This window comes from Mycobacterium sp. ML4, from assembly GCF_054515735.1.
In genome coordinates this window covers 1-16,759 of sequence record NZ_JBTNSY010000050.1, presented here as the reverse complement: position 1 = coordinate 16,759, position 16,759 = coordinate 1, and the positions used below count along the sequence as shown (strand labels likewise).

The following is a 16,759-nucleotide window of genomic DNA, read 5'->3' as shown; positions in this document are numbered from 1 at the left end:
GCTGGCGTGATATTGATGATGGGTATTGTGACGCCGTGCAGGGTGCCGTTAATAAGTATTTCGATAGGAGAATTCGGGTCGCCCGTGGTGAGCGTTACTAAGGGCGCGGAGACCGTGGACGTTGGGATGTTCATCGGGCCCAGGTAGAAATAGTTGTTCAAGAAATACGTTTGCGGATAGTAAAAACCCGGAATGGTGTAGACCTGCCCGCCGAGGTGATAGACATTGTGGACCCGAATTCGGATTCCGAGATCTATGGGTACGGTTGGGGTGTTGATATTCAGGTTGATGGCGATCTGGCCCCGGTTATCGGCACTCACGAAGAAGCCGTTGTTGAAGTCACCGGAATTGAAAGCGCCGGTATTAACGTCACCGGTGTTGAACATCCCGGTGTTGTAGTCGCCGGGGTTGTACCAGCCGGTGTTGTAGTTGCCAGGGTTGTACCAGCCCGTATTGAAGCTGCCCCTATTGGCGACGCCCGTATTGTATTGGCCGGCATCGGTGATACCGGTGTTGAAGATGCCGGCGTTGAACGCGCCCGTGTTGTGGTTGCCGGCGTTGCCGATACCGGTGTTGCCGATGCCCGGGTTGCCGATCCCCCAGTTACCGGCACCCGAGTTGCCGACGCCGACATTGCCGATGCCCGAGTTGAACAAGCCGACGTTGTTGCTGCCCGAGTTGAACAGGCCGAGATTGCCGCTGCCCGAGTTCAGGGCACCGAATCCGATTTGGCCGGTGCCGGTCAGTCCGATGCCCACATTGTTGTTGCCGGTATTGGCGAAGCCGAGATTGTTGTCGCCGGTGTTGGCGAAACCGCGGTTAGTGTCGCCGACGTTCCAGGAGCCGACATTGAATTCGCCGAGGTTCGCGGGTCCGAGGTTGTAGCTGCCCAGATTTGCCGAGCCGATGTTGTAGCTGCCCAGGTTGCCGAAGCCGACGTTGAAAAAGCCGACATTGCCGCTGCCCAGGTTGGCGTCGCCGACATTTCCGCTGCCGAAGTTCACGCTGCCGTCGTTCCCGCTGCCAAAGTTGAAACCGCCGAGGTTGGCGTTGCCGATGTTCAACCGGCCCGTGTTCGCGAAGCCCAGGTTGAAGTTCGACGGGCCACCGAAGAAGCCCGACATCTGGCTTCCGGTGTTTGCCGCGCCCGAGACGAGGGCCGCCGTCGTGAGGCTCAGCGTGCTCACGTTGGCGACGCCCGAGATGGTGTTACCCGTATTCACCAGCCCCGATAGCAGCGCGCCGTAATTGTAAATTCCGGTGTTTCCGATGGCCCCGGTCGAGGAGTTGAAGATTCCCGAATTATTGGCGCCGGAGTTGAAAAAACCTGAGGCGCTTCCGGTTCCGGAGTTGAAGAAGCCCGACGACGGGATGCTCGTCGTGTTTCCGATGCCCGGGCCCCCACCTTGGTAGTCGCCCCGCCAGAACAACCCGTTACTGTAGCTGCCTGAGATCAGGGCGCCGGTGTCAACATTTCCGGCATTAAGGACTCCGGTGTTATAGCTGCCGTAGTTGATCCACCCGGTGTTGTAGTCGCCGAGGTTGAAGCCACCCGTATTGAAGCTGCCCGAGTTCCAATTCCCGCTGTTGTAGCTACCGGAGTTGGCGATGCCGGTGTTGACGATGCCGGAGTTGAAGACACCCGTGCTGACTGCGCCGGAGTTACCGATGCCAGTGTTGAAGCCGTCGCCCGAGTTGCCGATGCCCCAGTTGCCGCTACCCGAGTTCCCGATGCCCACGTTCCCGGTACCCGAGTTGAAGAAGCCGACGTTGCCGACGCCGGAATTCATGCCGCCGAACCCGCGCAGATTGTCCCCGCTGAGCCCGATACCGTGGTTTCCGTTGCCGGTGTTACCGAATCCAATGTTGTTGTCACCGGAATTGCCGAAGCCTATGTTGTTATTGCCGGTATTGCCCAAGCCGATGTTGCGGAGTCCCGCTGTCAGCGTGGAACCGGAATTGCCGAAACCGATATTGCCGGTCCCGATGTTGCCGCTGCCGATATTGCCACTGCCCGTATTGCCCGAGCCCAAATTGAAGTCGCCGATGTTCGCATTTCCGACGTTGCCCTGCCCGGCGTTGGCTAATCCCAGGTTGCGGAAGGGGCCGGCGATCGGGTCCTGCGCAGCGGCCGCTGTCGCATTGACCGCGGCTACGACGGTCCCGTAGGCGCCGACCGCCGGGCTGGTCAGCCCCTGCAGCGTCGACCGGAAGGGCGTCAACGCCGACAGTGCTGCGGAGGCCTCGGCATGGTAATCGAACATCGCGGCCACGTCCCGGGCCCACATCTGTTCGTATTGGGTCTCGGAGTCGGCGATCGCCGCGGCGTTTTGCCCGAGCAGATTCGACAGCACCAATGACACGAACTGAGTGCGGTTAGCTGCGATGACGGCCGGATGCACGGTGGCCGCCAATGCCGCCTCGAACGCGGCTGCCGCTAACCGCACCCGGAGCGCCGCCTGCTCAGCTTGGCTCGCTGCCGCGTTCAACCATCCCAGATAGGGTGCGGCGGCGACCGACATCGCCGCCGAGGAAGGACCCAGCCACACGGAACCGGTGAGCCCTGAGGTCACCAAAGAAAAGGAGGTGGCGGCCGAACCCAAGTCGACGGCCAGGCCGTCCCAGGCCGCTGCCGCATTGAGCAGCGGCCCCAATCCGGCGCCGAGATGTATTCGCGCCGAATTGACCTCGGGGGGCAAGACGGCGAAATTCATCAGCTCTCCTGGCTGGAACGGTTGGCCATCGTTGCAGAGGCAGGCGACGCCGTCACATTGTCGGGCTTAGGGCTTTCTGGCGTAAAGATTATTAGGAGGTGCCGTGCGGGTTTGTCGTTGATTCGACGAAAAATGTCCGGATTGAGACAACTCACACCCGAATCGAAAACTGGGCCACCGCAGATTCGCCGCGATAGGCAACGCGGTAACCGCCGCGACGCAACGCATCCGTCGGCGCGGCCATCGGCTCAAAGCAGATCACTTCCTCGCTGGGGGGAGCGAAGATCTGTGCCGCGGAGTAGCCCTGTTCGAAGCACACCTCGAGGCGGCGGCCGGCGGCACTGACCGCGAAGACGGCTCCGTCCTCCACGTTGTCGTATGCATCGTCGAAGGTCATGTCGCCCAACCGCTGTGATCGCGCAGGCTGGGTGGTGGTACCGCCGGCGGGCAGGCCGCGCTCATCCAGGGACAGATGCCGCAGCGGCGGTGTCTCGATCATCCACTCGGCGCGGTCGGTGTCCGGCAGCTGTAGATACGGGTGATAACCGAAGCACAGCGGCACCGCGCGGTCACCGGTCGGGCTGACCGTGGTGCGTATCGTCAGCGTCCGCTGGGCCAGTCTCACCGTTACCGCTAGCAGGTGCGGATACGGGAAGCTGGCCAATAACCGCTCGTCCGCTCCGAAATTCAGCTCGGCACCCAGTTCGTTGGCCGATTCGGACGTCACCTGCCAATTCGGGTACGCGGCCAGCACGCCGTGTATCGGCAAGCCGGCCGGGTCGGCTCGGACACCGTTCTCGCCCGGCCGCAGCGTGACCGTCACACCTTCGGCCGCATAGGTATCGGCGCCCAACCGGTTCGCCCACGGATACAGCACGGGGATGCCCATCGTCTTGCCCGCCGACAGGTACGCGTCGAGGCCCCGTCGCTGGCCGAGCAATTCCACTCCTGCGTCGGTCAGCGAGGTGCCGATCATGCCCGCTTCCGGCACGAACCGGGCCGCGACCGACGACGACGGGTCGCGCAGCGTGACGACGTGCACGGTCTCTCCTCGGGTCAGCGTGACAGCGGATCGTGCTGGATGTGTTGGGGCGGAGCGCCTTTGGCGACCAGCGCCGTCTTCGTGGCACGGACCATGGCGGGCCCGCCGCAGATCAGGATCTGCCGGTCGCCCCAACCGCCATACCTGGCCACCACGTCGGGCAGGCGACCCGTCTGGCGCACGTGCAGGCCCCGCGGCGGCGACACGTCGGGATAGTCGGCGGCCCAGGCAGGGTCGTTGTTGTATTCGGAAACGGGCGATACCGACAGCCACGGATTGTGCGCCGCAATCTGCCACAGCGTGCGTAGGTCATAGAGCTCGCAGCGGTAGCGTGCGCCGAAGAACAGATGTACCCGCGGGTTCACGGCGAAGCGGCTGAGGTCCATGATCAGCGTCCGCAACGGTGCCAGGCCGGTGCTGCCGGCGACCATCAGCACGTCGCCGCCGTCGCGGTCGACATGCATGCCACCGTGCGGGCCCGACAGCCGCCACCGGTCGCCAGGGCGGGTTTCGCCGACGATCGCGTTGCTCACCAGCCCGCCCGGGACGACCCTGACATGAAACTCGATGCCACCGCCCGGGTCAGCGGGGATCGCCGGGCTGAGGTAGCGCCAGCGGCGCGGGCACTGCGGAATCTGCACATTGACGTATTGGCCGGGGTGGTAATGCATCGGGCGGTCCAGGCGCAGCCGGACAACCGCCAGATCGCGCGACACCCGGGAGTGCTCGATGACCGTGCCGTCCACCCACGCGGGTGCCTCATCGGAGTCGGCCGCGCCGCTCATCACGCCGGTGAACAAGTTCAGCGACTGGTCGGCGGCGTGTTGGACGGCATCGGTCCACGCGCTGCCCAGGTGCGTGCGCAGGGTCGAATACAGAGCGCGGCGCAGCGTTCCGTAATGGGCGGGCAGCACGCCGTACTTGCGGTGATCGCGACCCAACTGCGCCAGGAAGGCCACCGGCTCGGCGGCGCGCTGGGCGACCAGCTCGCCGTAGAGCCAGTACATCGCCTGTGCGAATGCCGTGCGCTGGGCGTCCAGCTCGGGTGGAAACAGGTCACGAACCGTGGTGTCGATGGCAAACCAGTGGGTGTAGAAGCGGTGGACGAGCGTTGTCTCGGCGGGTCGAAAAGCGTCCCGCAACACCTGCAGCGCATCCCGGTCCTCGAGCCCCACGGATGCCGATTCTAGGCGCGCGCGTGCGATACGGGTCTCGCGCAGATGCGGCAAAGAAGTTAGAGTTGAGCGGAACAGACTCAACCTTGACGGCGTTGGAGTACGCGACAAGGTTTTACTCACACACGAGAACGGAGGGGTCGTGGACTCTTTCAACCCGACAACCAAGACACAGGCGGCACTGACGTCGGCGCTGCAGGCCGCATCGGCGGCCGGCAACCCCGAAATCCGGCCCGCGCATCTGCTGATGGCGCTGCTGACGCAGAACGACGGGATCGCCGCACCACTGCTGGAGGCTGTCGGTGTAGATCCCGCCACCATCCGCGCCGAGGCGCAGCGCCTGCTGGACAAGCTGCCCCAGATCAGCGGCTCCAGTTCGCAGCCGCAGCTGTCCCGCGAGTCGCTGGCGGCCATCACCGCCGCACAGCAACTGGCCACCGAGATGGACGACGAATTCGTCTCCACCGAGCACCTGATGGTCGGGTTGGCCACCGGTGACTCCGAAGTCGCCAAGGTGCTGACCGGCCACGGAGCGTCCCCCCAAGCACTGCGAGAGGCGTTCGTCAAGGTGCGCGGCAGCGCGCGGGTGACCAGCGCCGACCCCGAAGCCACCTACCAGGCGCTGGAGAAGTACTCCACCGATCTGACGGCTAGGGCCCGCGAGGGCAAACTCGACCCGGTCATCGGGCGCGACAACGAGATCCGCCGGGTGGTCCAGGTGCTGTCCCGGCGTACCAAGAACAACCCGGTGCTCATCGGTGAACCGGGCGTCGGAAAGACCGCGATCGTCGAGGGCCTGGCCCAGCGCATCGTGGCCGGCGACGTGCCGGAGAGCCTGCGCGACAAGACCGTCATCTCCCTGGACCTGGGCTCGATGGTGGCCGGTGCGAAGTACCGCGGTGAGTTCGAGGAACGGCTCAAGGCCGTGCTCGACGACATCAAGAACTCCGCCGGCCAGATCATCACCTTCATCGACGAGTTGCACACCATCGTCGGTGCCGGTGCTACCGGCGAGTCGGCGATGGACGCCGGCAACATGATCAAGCCGATGCTGGCCCGCGGCGAACTGCGCCTGGTGGGCGCCACCACTCTGGACGAATACCGCAAGTACATCGAGAAGGACGCCGCGCTGGAGCGCCGTTTCCAGCAGGTGTTCGTCGGTGAGCCATCGGTGGAGGACACCGTCGGCATCCTGCGCGGGCTGAAGGACCGCTACGAGGTGCACCACGGGGTGCGCATCACCGATTCCGCGCTGGTGGCCGCGGCCACGTTGAGCGACCGCTACATCACCGCCCGCTTCCTGCCGGACAAGGCCATCGACCTGGTCGACGAGTCCGCCAGCCGGCTGCGGATGGAAATCGACTCGCGGCCTGTCGAAATCGACGAGGTCGAGCGCCTGGTGCGCCGGCTGGAGATCGAAGAGATGGCGCTGGCCAAAGAGGAAGACGCCGCGTCCAAGGAGCGGCTGGAGAAGCTGCGCGCCGAGCTGGCCGACAAAAAGGAGGAGCTCGCCGAGCTGACCACGCGGTGGCAGAACGAGAAGAATGCCATCGACGTCGTCCGTGAGCTCAAGGAACAGCTGGAGGAGCTGCGCGGCGAGTCCGAGCGCGCTGAGCGCGACGGCGACCTGGCCAAGGCCGCCGAGCTGCGGTATGGCCGCATCCCCGAGGTCGAGAAGAAGCTCGACGCCGCGTTGCCGCAGGCCGAGGCCCAAGAGAACATGATGCTCAAGGAAGAGGTGGGCCCCGACGACATCGCCGACGTGGTCTCGGCGTGGACCGGCATCCCGGCCGGCAGGTTGCTGGAAGGCGAGACCGCCAAGCTGCTGCGCATGGAGGACGAGCTGGGCAAGCGGGTCGTCGGCCAGCGCCAGGCCGTACAGGCCGTGTCGGACGCCGTGCGGCGGTCGAGGGCCGGCGTCGCCGACCCGAACCGGCCGACCGGTTCGTTCATGTTCCTGGGCCCGACCGGCGTCGGTAAGACGGAGCTGGCAAAGGCGTTGGCGGACTTCCTGTTCGACGACGACCGCGCCATGGTCCGCATCGACATGAGCGAGTACGGCGAGAAGCACTCGGTGGCCCGGCTGGTCGGTGCGCCTCCCGGCTACATCGGCTACGACCAGGGTGGTCAGCTGACCGAGGCGGTGCGGCGGCGTCCGTACACGGTGATCCTGTTCGACGAGATCGAAAAGGCCCACCCGGACGTGTTCGACGTGCTGTTGCAGGTGCTCGACGAGGGCCGGCTGACCGACGGTCAGGGCCGTACGGTCGACTTCCGCAACACCATCCTCATCCTGACCTCCAACCTGGGGTCGGGTGGCAGCGAGGAACAAGTGATGGCCGCGGTGCGGACGGCGTTCAAGCCGGAGTTCATCAACCGGCTCGACGACGTGATCATCTTCCACGGCCTCGAGCCCGGCGAGCTGGTGCAGATCGTCGACATCCAGCTCGCCCAGTTGGACAAGCGGTTGGCACAGCGGCGCCTGCAGCTCGAGGTGTCCCTGCCGGCCAAGCAGTGGCTGGCGCAGCGGGGCTTCGACCCGGTGTACGGCGCACGGCCCTTGCGCAGGCTGGTGCAGCAGGCGATTGGTGACCAGTTGGCCAAGCTGCTGCTGGCCGGCGAGGTGCACGACGGCGACGTGGTGCCCGTCAACGTCAGCCCGGACGGCGACTCGCTGATCCTCGGCTAATCCGCGCCTGTTCGTCGGCGCCGGTCGCCCAGCTCGAATTCCCGGGTCTGGGCGCCGGCGTCGAAGATTGCTTTCAGCAGTTTCTGCGCGGCCGGCTGCGCGACAGTCTGGCGTAGTAGCTGATCTTCGATGCGCAGGCCGGTTTGCAGATCTCCGGGCGCGGCCGCCACGGCATGTTTGGCCGCGGCGATGGCCGACGGCGGACTGGACGCGATGCGCGCGGCGAGTCGGTCGACGAATCGGCGCAGCTGGTCGGGGGGCAGCGCCCGGTTGATGTACCCCCAGGCCTCCGCGGTTTCCGAGTCGACGTCCATACCGCCCAAAATCACTTCGAGGGCCCGGGACCGGCCGATCAGCCGGGGCAGTCGCTGGGTAGCGCCGCCGCCGGGAATGATGCCCACCGACACCTCCGGATGGCTCAGCACCGTGGTGCCCTGTGGGGCATAGCGCATGTCGAAAGCCATCACGAGTTCGCAACCGCCGCCGCGGCAGACACCCTCGATCACCGCGATCGTTGCCTTCGGAAGGTTCCGAATTCGTTCGGTGACGGCGTGGAAGAACGACAGCTCCTCGTGCAGTGCGAGGTCGTCGGCGGGCAGATCCTGGATCAACGAGACATCGGCGTGGGCGATGAAGATCTCCGGGTCGGCGGAGTCGACGACAAGCACCCGCACCTGGTCGTCGTCGACGATCTCTGCGAGCAGCCGGTGGATCTCGGTGAGCAACCCACGATCCAGCAGGTTGATCGGCGGATGATCGATGGTGGCCCGGCAGATCCCGTCCGCGCCGGCGACCCGGATTAGCCGGTAGTCCTCATACGTCACGCTTCGGAGATTTTGACGAATCCCTGCTGCACCAACTGCGTCAGTCTCGCCATCGCATTTCGGTTGACCTTGATGCCTGGAATCAGGTCACCGTTGCCCCAACCCATTGCCCTCGCGGTGGCACCGCAGAGTTCGATCTGCGCGCCTTTGGTCAACAGGCCGGTGATCACATGTTTGTAGGGGTTGCCGGTTGCGACGTGCCGGTTGGCGTTGTAAACCTCGTCGTCGAGCGTGACGTGTCCGGCATTGGTGTGGAATACGACGACCACATGAGGCTGCACTTTCCAAGCCGCGGCATCGGCAAGGACGATTCCGGCATGGAATAGCACGGCCGGCATGTCGCCTTCGAATGTCAGCGACGCCACGCTGAACGCGACCTTCACCTCTTCGAGGTCGACGGGGACGTCAATATGCAGCGATTCGTCAGGACCTGACAATTGAGTGCTCCTTCTCCGTTACCGGCGGCGTCCCCTCCGTGAAGCACCGGGACGCCGTTTGCGGAGGTACACCCTGAGTACGCGCCCACTCCGTCAGATTCACACGATCAAGATACTCACTCGAACCTTCATACGCTCAGTATGTCGCCAGCAGCCAAGAACCTCCGCGCGCTGGCGAAAGTTGCCCGCCGCCGCTTTCCGGCGCGCGGTGCCGCCGGTGCCGGAGGCGGAGCTGCCGCCATCGCCGTCCGTGCATCGGGACCGGTGCCGCGTCCCACTGCCGGCTAATCGGTCCACTGATCATTGACGTTCCTCCGTCCCACGGGTGTTGCAGCGAGGGCGTCGACCCGGTCAATGACGCATAGGCGATCCGCGATCGGCTGATCAGGATGCAGCTGGCCCATCGAAATGCGCGACGAAGACGTGGTGCCCGTCCACATCAGCGCGGCGACAACGTGCCGGGGGCTGCGCTGGGGTTTCACGCGCAGTCGCGGGTCACTTCGGTCGGGCTCGCCTGGCGTTGGTGCAGCTCTATTGTTGACCGCCACCCTTGCCGCCCCTGCCGAATGCGCCGCCGGCACCTCCCAACGAGCCGATCGGTGGCTTACCGGGTTCGCCGGTGCCGCCCGGCTGGCCCGGCAGGTCCTTTCCGGGTCCGCCGGTGCCTCCGGTACCGCCGTTGCCACCGGTGCCTCCGCTACCGGCGTCGGAGTTGCCGCCGTTGCCGCCGGTACCACCGTTTCCGCCCGCCGCGCCTGCGGTGAACTGGTTGCCAGCCCCTCCCAATCCGCCAACGCCGCCCTGTCCACCGGTACCGCCGCTTGTCGAGCCGTTACCGTGCCCGCCGTTACCGCCGTTGCCCCCCGCCCCGCCGGTGGCGAGTAGCCTGCCAGCGCTGCCGCCGGTGCCGCCGGCACCGCCAGCTCCGCCGTTGTCGCCGGCGCCGCCGTTACCGCCAGCGCCCCCCGTCCCAGGGGGGCCGCCGGCGCCCTTGCTGCCGAAGGCGGTGTTACCGCCGTCGCCTCCGGCTCCGCCGCCGCCGCCAGCACCGCCCCAACCCGCGCCGCCGTTGCCGCCAACGCCGCCGGCGCCGGCCTGTGTGCCAAACGCGAACGTCGCACCCCCCGCGCCCCCATTACCGCCCGTACCGCCTCTGCCGCCGTTTCCGGCGCCGCCGGCCCCACCGTTGCCGCCGGTGCCCGCTGTGCTGGCGCTGGTGGACCCGCCCCGGCCACCATCGCCGCCGGCCCCGCCGTCACCCGCGGTCCCGGTGCCACCGTTCCCGCCGGCGCCCCCATTCCCGCCATTGATGCTCGAAAAGTCGCCGCCGCCCGCCCCGTTGCCGCCTCGCCCGCCGGTACCACCGGTGGTCCCGCTGCCGGCGTTGCCACCGACGCCGCCACTGCCGCCCGAGCCGGAAGACGAGCCGGCCCGGCCGCCATCACCGCCTGTGCCACCGTTGCCGCCGACGGCGAAGCCGCTGCCGTCGCCGCCGCTGCCGCCGCTGCCGCCTCTTCCGCCGGTGCCCACGGTGCCACTCACGCTGCCGCCGTTTCCGCCGGCGCCTCCGTTGCCGGCAGCGGGGGAGCCGCCGTTGGCGCCGGTCGCCCCGCCGGTAGATCCGGAGCCACCAAGGCCGCCGTCGCCGCCCCGGCCCGCGTCACCGCCATTGCCGCCATTGCCACCGGTGCCGCCGGGAGCGACGGCGCTGCCTGCGGCGCCTTGAGCTCCGTTGCCGCCGTTCCCCGCTATGCCTGCGTTACCGCCATTCCCGTTGCCGCCGCCGACCCCGCTGGAGGCTTGACCGTTTACGCCGGTGCCTCCCACACCGCCGTCTCCACCGCGACCGCCGCCACCGCCGTAACCGGCGTCGCCTCCATTGGTTCCGTTTGCTCCGGGGGCGACGCCGTCCGCACCGGTGAGCCCGTTGCCGCCAGCCCCGCCCTCGCCGCCGGCGCCACCTGCCCCACCGACTCCGCCGTCACCGATCAGCAGGCCGCCGACGCCGCCGGCCCCGCCATCGCCGCCCGCACCGCCGGCACCGCCGATACCGCCGTCGGGGTTCACGGCGTTGCCCGCGCTGCCGGCAAACCCCGCAGCGCCGGCGCCACCGGCGCCGCCGGCTCCGCCGGTCCCGATCAATCCGGCGCGACCGCCGCCGCCGCCATCGCCGCCGGCCATACCCGCCAAAGTGGCCGTCCCGCCGGCGCCGCCGCCGCCGCCGTTGCCGTACAGCCAGCCGCCAGCGCCGCCGGTGCCGCCGCGCGCACCGGGTCCGCCCATTCCGCCCAGCCCGCCGTCACCGACCAGCCCCGCCGCGCCCCCCGCGCCACCGGTTAGCCCGGCCGTTGTTTGGTTGTAGCCGTTGCCGCCGTTGCCCCACAGCAACCCGCCGGCCCCGCCGTTCGGGTTAGCGGGCGTGCCGTTGACACCGTTGCCGATCAGTGGCCGCCCCAGCAGGGCCTGGCTGGGGGCGTTAATGACCCCAAGCAGTTGTTGTTCAACCGCCTGCAGCGGTGCGACGTTGGCCGCCTCGGCGCCGCCGTAGGCCACCCCCGCAGCCCGCAGCGCTTGGGTGAATTGATTGTGGAACACCGCGGCTTGGGCGTTGAGGGTCTGAAACTGGCGGCCGTAGCCGCCGAACAGGTTGGCGATGGCCGCGGAAACCTCATCTTCGGCTGCAGGGGCCAGCGTGCTGATTGGCGTTGCGGCGGCGGCGGCGATGTCGGTCACCACACCGTTGATCCTGGCCAGGTCGCCGGCTGCAGCCCTCAAGGCGTCCGGCACCGTGAGCAATGCCATAACACAATCCTCTGCATCGAAACGAAGACGTGAAGACGTTCAGTAACCTACTGAAGGTCCGCGATTAATGACGTGCCGCGACGTCGTCTCTAATGAAATTCACCGACATGGTTCGCGGGGAATTCGTAGACGAGTTCCGCGGTTGCCGCGGTCGTTTCCTCGGGCGAGCCCAGAGGGACGCGCAAAGCCGCCCTCGCGGGGTCTTGGGCGCCGCCGTCACCGCCCGTGCCGTCGCTCCAAGGACAGATCAATCAGCGGTCTTTTTGCTCCGCCGGCGCAGGCCGCTTCCGGCCCGGCGGCGCCACCGACTCCATCGCTCACCATATGGCTGCCGCAGAACGCCGATTCGCGCTGGTTCAGTCCGTGATTCGGTTGTGACCTGGTCGGATTCTCTGTTGGGCGCACCGAGCAGATACTCTGTTGGGGATGGTCCCGCTCTGGTTCACGCTCTCCGCACTGTGCTTCGTCGGTGCGGCGGTGCTGCTGTACGTCGATATCGATCGACGTCGTGGGCGCAGCCGGCGCCGGAGGTCATGGGCGCGATCTCACGGTTTCGATTACGAACGCGAGTCGAACGACATCCTGGACCGGTGGAAGCGCGGCGTGATGTCGACAGTCGGCAACGTCCCGGCCTACAACGTCGTCCTGGGCCAGATCCGCGGTGAGGCGGTCTACATCTTCGACCTCGAAGAGGTCGCGACGGTGATCGCGCTGCACCGCAAGGTGGGCACGAACGTGGTGGTGGATCTGCGGCTCAAGGGGCTCAAGGAGCCGCGCGAGAGCGACATCTGGCTGCTGGGCGCGATCGGTCCGCGGATGGTGTACTCCACCAACCTCGACGCCGCCCGCCGGGCATGCGACCGGCGCATGGTCACGTTCGCGCACACCGCGCCCGACTGCGCCGAAATCATGTGGAACGAGCAGAACTGGACTCTGGTCGCCATGCCGATCGCCAGTACCCGCGCACAGTGGGACGAAGGCTTGCGTACGGTGCGTCAATTCAACGACCTGTTGCGGGTGCTGCCGCCGTTGCCTGCCGAAACACCGCCGGATGAAGGCGAATCCGAAGGGCGGCGCAACGCCGCGCCGGGTCGTCCACTGGCCCCGACCGCCCGTGCCGAGTTGCCGCAGCGTCGGGCCCAGCCCGACCCGGCCGCCGGTGTGATGCCCGATCCCGCTCGCCGTGCCCCTGAGCCGGTGGTCCGGGAGGAGAGTCGTTCGGAAGGCGCCCGGCGTCCCCCGCGGACGGGACGCAACGGCCATCAGGCCAGCAACTACCAACTCTGAGGGCGCATGCCTCGACCTGTTGCGCTGATCACTGGGCCCACGTCCGGCATCGGTGCCGGGTACGCGCGCCGTTACGCCCGCGACGGCTATGACCTGGTGCTGGTCGCACGCGATGTGAAAAGACTCGAGCACCTGGCCGGTGAGCTGGGGTCCGGGGCCGGCAGCATCGAGATCCTGCCCGCGGACCTGGCTGAATCGGCCGACCGCGACAAGGTCGCCCAGCGGCTTGCCGCCGGCGTGCAGGTACTGGTCAACAACGCCGGCTTCGGCATGTCCGGCGAGTTCTGGGAGACTGAGCCCGCCGACCTGCAGGAGCAACTCGACGTCAACGTCGCCGCGGTGATGCACCTGACCCGCGCCGCACTGCCGTCCATGATGGATGCGGGAGCCGGCACTGTCATCAATATCGCCAGCGTCGCCGGCCTGCTGCCCGGCCGGGGATCGACCTATTCGGCGTCGAAGGCCTGGGTGATCTCCTTCAGCGAGGGGCTCGCCAACGGGCTGCAGGGCTCCGGCGTCGGCGTGCACGCGGTGTGTCCCGGCTACGTGCGCACCGAATTTCATAGTCGCGCCGGACTGGACATGGCTCATGTGCCGTCGTTCATGTGGCTCCAGGTCGATGACGTCGTGCGCGACAGCCTCGCCGACATCGCCCGCGGCAAGGTCGTCATCGTCCCGGGCGCCCAGTACAGATTCCTGGTCGCCACGGGCCGGGCGATGCCGCGCCGGCTGGCGATGCTGTTGACCAAACGATTCGGTAGTGGTCGTGGCCGGACCTGATACGCAGGCGAGGGCCGAACTGGCCGAACTGGTGCGTGAACTGTCGGTGGTTCACGGGCGCGTCACGCTGTCTTCGGGCAAGGAGGCCGACTACTACGTCGACCTGCGCCGCGCGACCCTGCACCATCGTGCGTCCGCGCTGATCGGCCGGTTGATGCGGGAGCTCACGGCAGACTGGGACTACGCCCTGGTCGGTGGGCTGACGTTGGGCGCCGATCCCGTGGCGACCGCCATCATGCATGCACCCGGTCGCCCGATCGATGCGTTCGTTGTTCGCAAGTCGGTGAAAACCCATGGGATGCAACGACTTATCGAAGGCGCCGAGGTATCCGGCAAGCGTGTGCTGGTGGTTGAGGACACCAGCACCACCGGCGGCTCCGCGCTGACGGCGGTGCGCGCCGTCCGCGACGCTGGAGGTGAGGTGATCGGCGTGGCGACCGTGGTGGACCGCGCGACCGGCGCCGCCGAGGCAATCGAAGCCGAGGGCGTGCCGTACCGCAGCGTGCTGGGCCTTGCGGATCTGGGCCTGGGCTAGGCCGCGTGCGTGTTCGAAGTGCGCTGGTTTTGGCAGTGGTGCTGTGTTGGCTGACGGGATGCTCGGGTTCAGATAAGCCGGGCGCGGTCTACGGAGCTCAGAGCGCCCGGATCGGCGAATCGCTGGCCGTGCTGGGCTGGAATATCTCGGTGTCGAACCTGCGGTGGGCGCAGGACTATGTGCTGGTCGACGTCGATGCCTCCCCGACAGATTTAAAGGCGGCGCACGCCAAGGCCGAAGATGTTCGTTTGGGTCTTTACGGCGCGCTGTCGCATCCGATGGAAATCAACGCACTGGGCAGCTGTGACGACGCGGCGACCAAAGCGCCCGACATCGGTACGCCGCTGAAGGCGCGTCCGGACCGGCTCACCGGCACTGTCTGCCTGGGCCCGCTGAAAGAACGCAGCGCCGTGCGAGGTGTGTACGTCTACTCGCCTCATGAGCGGATCGCCGGTACGTCGGCCGCCTATGCCGCGGCGTTCCCGGTGGGGCTGCCGCCGACCAATGTCAACGACACCGGTTTGGTGGTCAAGTCCACCAACACCTCGGCGTGGCGGGCCGACGGTCTGCCGATCAGCAAGGCTCAACTTGGTGACCCGGCGGCGTTCACCGGTAACGGCTACATGTTGCTGAACCTGGAAGCCGCGGCCATCGGGGCCCAGTATCGGGACGAGTCCGCTCGCCGCGGCGGGCCCCTGATGCTGGTGGCCGCACCGACATTGCCCGGCCGTGGGCTGAGCCCGGCCTGTGCGGCCTACGGCTCGTCGGTGCTGATCCTGCCCGACGCGTCGCGGGACTCGGTACAGGTCAACGCCTCGCTGTGCACCCAGGGCGAGATCAGCAAGGCGCTCTTGTACGCGACGGTGGCGATCGAGGGCACCCATGCCGCGCTGTGGACCGGCAAGTGAGCGAGCCTGGGCCGACCGAATGGGGTGCGCCGGCCGCCGGTGTCGGCCCCTGGGTCGGCGAGTTGCCCGACGATCCGCGCTATGACCCAGATCTGTTGCGCGACGGCGATTCTCGCAACGTCGTCGACGCCTATCGGTATTGGACGCGGGAAGCAATCATCGCCGACATCGACCGCCGCCGGCACCCACTGCACATCGCAATCGAGAACTTCGGGCACGACGCCAACATCGGCTCAGTGGTACGTACCGCGAACGCGTTCGCCGTGAACACCGTGCACATCGTCGGCCGGCGGCGCTGGAACCGCCGCGGCGCCATGGTGACCGACCGTTACCAGCGGCTGTGCCACCACGACAGCACAGCCGCGCTGATGGAATTCGCCGTCACGGCCGGTCTGATGGTGGTCGCTGTGGACAACGTCCCCGGCGCCGCGCGGCTGGAGGAAGCTTCGCTGCCGCGGGATTGCCTGCTGGTGTTCGGTCAGGAAGGTCCGGGCATCACCGACGACACTCGCGTCGGCGCGGCGCTCACCGTGTCGATCGCCCAGTTCGGCTCCACGCGCAGCATCAATGCCGGGGTGGCAGCGGGGATCGCGATGCATGCCTGGATTCGGCAGCACGGGGACATGTCGCAAGCCTGGTGATGCTCACCCGGGCAGCCCGTCTACGCCGGCCTTCCCATTCGCGCCGGCCTGGCCGAACCCGCCGATACTGCCGCTGATACTGCCTGTCCCGCCGCCGCCGCCGGCGCCGAAGTTTCCGCCGCCTCCGCCAGCAGCACCGCTGCCACCGGCTCCTGCGGCACCGGAAGTACCGAATAAACCGCCTGCTCCGCCGGCCCCGCCGTCGCCGCCGTTGCCTCCATCGCCGCCGTCGCCGCCATTCCCGCCGCTGCCGCCGTTACCCCCAGCGCCACTCGGAAAGCCGAAGCCGCCGTCTCCGCCGATGCCGCCGGGGCCACCCTGATCGCCCGCGCCGCCCGTACCTGCGATACCGCCTGCGCCGCCGGACCCCCCGTTGCCGAAGAATAGCCCGCCACGGCCACCAGCGCCCCCGGAGCCGCCGCTGCCTCCGGCGCCACCCGATGCGCCAACCCCACCGGACCCGCCGTTCCCGCCGGGACCACCGCTGATCAGTCCGGCTCCGCCGTTGCCGCCGTTGCCGCCCGCGGCGCCGATGCCGCCGACACCGCCGGTGCCACCGGCGCCGCCGATACCGGCGACGGTGGCCGGGCCGTTGCCGCCGGTACCGCCGTCACCGCCGGGAGCGCCTGCACCCCCCGCACCACCGGTTCCACCGGTCCCGCCACGGCCACCCGCGTTGGACCCTTGGCCGCCGTCACCGCCTGTGCCGCCGGGAGCGCCGATGCCGCCGATTCCACCAGTTCCGCCACTGCCCCCGGCGACGGTGCCCGTGCCGCCTGCGCCGCCGGTGCCGCCGGCCTGGCCGACCGTGGCGCTGCTGACGCCGTTGGTGCCCGGTCCGCCGGGACCGGCGATGCCGTTGTTATTCCCGGGTGCGCCGGGGGTGCCCGGGGCCGCAGCGGGGCCTTGGTTTTGGAAGGGCGTG

13 protein-coding genes and 1 pseudogene are annotated in these 16,759 nt (G+C 67.7%); 7 read left to right on the top strand and 7 right to left on the bottom strand.

Annotation, left to right across the window (positions count from 1 at the left end):
- The 3 genes from ACX9NE_RS28675 to ACX9NE_RS28665 all read right to left on the bottom strand — a co-directional run.
- A partial coding sequence (locus tag ACX9NE_RS28675; RefSeq protein WP_459365123.1) for a PPE domain-containing protein occupies nucleotides 1–2,714 on the bottom strand: 2,714 nt, incomplete at its 3' end.
- A 151-nt stretch (nucleotides 2,715–2,865) separates the two neighbouring features.
- A complete protein-coding gene (locus tag ACX9NE_RS28670; RefSeq protein ID WP_459365122.1) occupies nucleotides 2,866–3,756 on the bottom strand; it encodes an aldose 1-epimerase in 891 nt (296 codons plus the stop codon).
- Between the two features lie 14 nt (nucleotides 3,757–3,770).
- The gene (locus ACX9NE_RS28665; RefSeq protein WP_459365121.1) at nucleotides 3,771–4,931 is read right to left on the bottom strand and encodes an FAD-binding oxidoreductase; all 1,161 of its coding nucleotides are present in this window, start codon (nucleotides 4,929–4,931) and stop codon (nucleotides 3,771–3,773) included.
- Nucleotides 4,932–5,073: 142 nt separating this feature from the next.
- Here ACX9NE_RS28665 and clpB point away from each other — a divergent pair, with 142 nt between their 5' ends.
- Nucleotides 5,074–7,620, top strand: a complete 2,547-nt coding sequence (gene clpB / locus ACX9NE_RS28660; protein WP_459365120.1) for an ATP-dependent chaperone ClpB — start codon at nucleotides 5,074–5,076, stop codon at nucleotides 7,618–7,620.
- Here the strand turns inward: clpB and ACX9NE_RS28655 are convergent.
- Together ACX9NE_RS28655 and ACX9NE_RS28650 are read right to left on the bottom strand one after the other, a co-directional pair.
- On the bottom strand, nucleotides 7,617–8,444 hold the full coding sequence (locus ACX9NE_RS28655; RefSeq protein ID WP_459365119.1) for an enoyl-CoA hydratase/isomerase family protein: 828 nt from the start codon (nucleotides 8,442–8,444) through the stop codon (nucleotides 7,617–7,619). The two genes, clpB and ACX9NE_RS28655, sit on opposite strands and share 4 nt — an antisense overlap.
- Nucleotides 8,441–8,881, bottom strand: a complete 441-nt coding sequence (locus ACX9NE_RS28650; protein ID WP_459365118.1) for a DsrE family protein — start codon at nucleotides 8,879–8,881, stop codon at nucleotides 8,441–8,443. Before ACX9NE_RS28650 ends, ACX9NE_RS28655 begins: the two co-directional genes overlap by 4 nt.
- A 141-nt stretch (nucleotides 8,882–9,022) precedes the next feature.
- Here ACX9NE_RS28650 and ACX9NE_RS28645 point away from each other — a divergent pair, with 141 nt between their 5' ends.
- On the top strand, nucleotides 9,023–9,169 hold the full coding sequence (locus ACX9NE_RS28645; protein WP_459365117.1) for a hypothetical protein: 147 nt from the start codon (nucleotides 9,023–9,025) through the stop codon (nucleotides 9,167–9,169).
- 243 nt (nucleotides 9,170–9,412) lie between these two features.
- Here the strand turns inward: ACX9NE_RS28645 and ACX9NE_RS28640 are convergent, their stop codons facing one another.
- A complete protein-coding gene (locus ACX9NE_RS28640; protein WP_459365116.1) occupies nucleotides 9,413–11,683 on the bottom strand; it encodes a PE family protein in 2,271 nt (756 codons plus the stop codon).
- A 426-nt stretch (nucleotides 11,684–12,109) separates the two neighbouring features.
- On the opposite strand from ACX9NE_RS28640, the gene ttfA reads away from it, so the two are divergent.
- From ttfA to ACX9NE_RS28615, 5 genes are read left to right on the top strand one after another with little or no spacing between them, the layout of a single operon-like run.
- Complete coding sequence (gene ttfA / locus ACX9NE_RS28635) at nucleotides 12,110–12,970, top strand: trehalose monomycolate transport factor TtfA (protein WP_459365115.1); 861 nt, start codon at nucleotides 12,110–12,112, stop codon at nucleotides 12,968–12,970.
- A gap of 6 nt (nucleotides 12,971–12,976) precedes the next feature.
- The gene (locus ACX9NE_RS28630; RefSeq protein ID WP_459365114.1) at nucleotides 12,977–13,750 is read left to right on the top strand and encodes an SDR family NAD(P)-dependent oxidoreductase; all 774 of its coding nucleotides are present in this window, start codon (nucleotides 12,977–12,979) and stop codon (nucleotides 13,748–13,750) included.
- Nucleotides 13,737–14,285 carry an orotate phosphoribosyltransferase gene (gene pyrE, locus ACX9NE_RS28625; RefSeq protein WP_459365113.1) on the top strand — a complete coding sequence of 183 codons (549 nt, stop codon included), beginning with the start codon at nucleotides 13,737–13,739 and terminating at the stop codon, nucleotides 14,283–14,285. Before ACX9NE_RS28630 ends, pyrE begins: the two co-directional genes overlap by 14 nt.
- A gap of 5 nt (nucleotides 14,286–14,290) precedes the next feature.
- Nucleotides 14,291–15,193: a hypothetical protein gene (locus ACX9NE_RS28620; protein ID WP_459365112.1), complete on the top strand. Its 903-nt coding sequence runs from the start codon at nucleotides 14,291–14,293 to the stop codon at nucleotides 15,191–15,193.
- Nucleotides 15,190–15,834, top strand: coding sequence for a TrmH family RNA methyltransferase (locus ACX9NE_RS28615; protein ID WP_459365111.1), 645 nt, complete (start codon nucleotides 15,190–15,192; stop codon nucleotides 15,832–15,834). The genes ACX9NE_RS28620 and ACX9NE_RS28615 overlap by 4 nt, the downstream gene beginning before the upstream one ends.
- A 3-nt stretch (nucleotides 15,835–15,837) precedes the next feature.
- Here the strand turns inward: ACX9NE_RS28615 and ACX9NE_RS28610 are convergent.
- Nucleotides 15,838–16,759 (bottom strand): annotated as a pseudogene (locus tag ACX9NE_RS28610) (PE family protein); the annotation flags it as partial.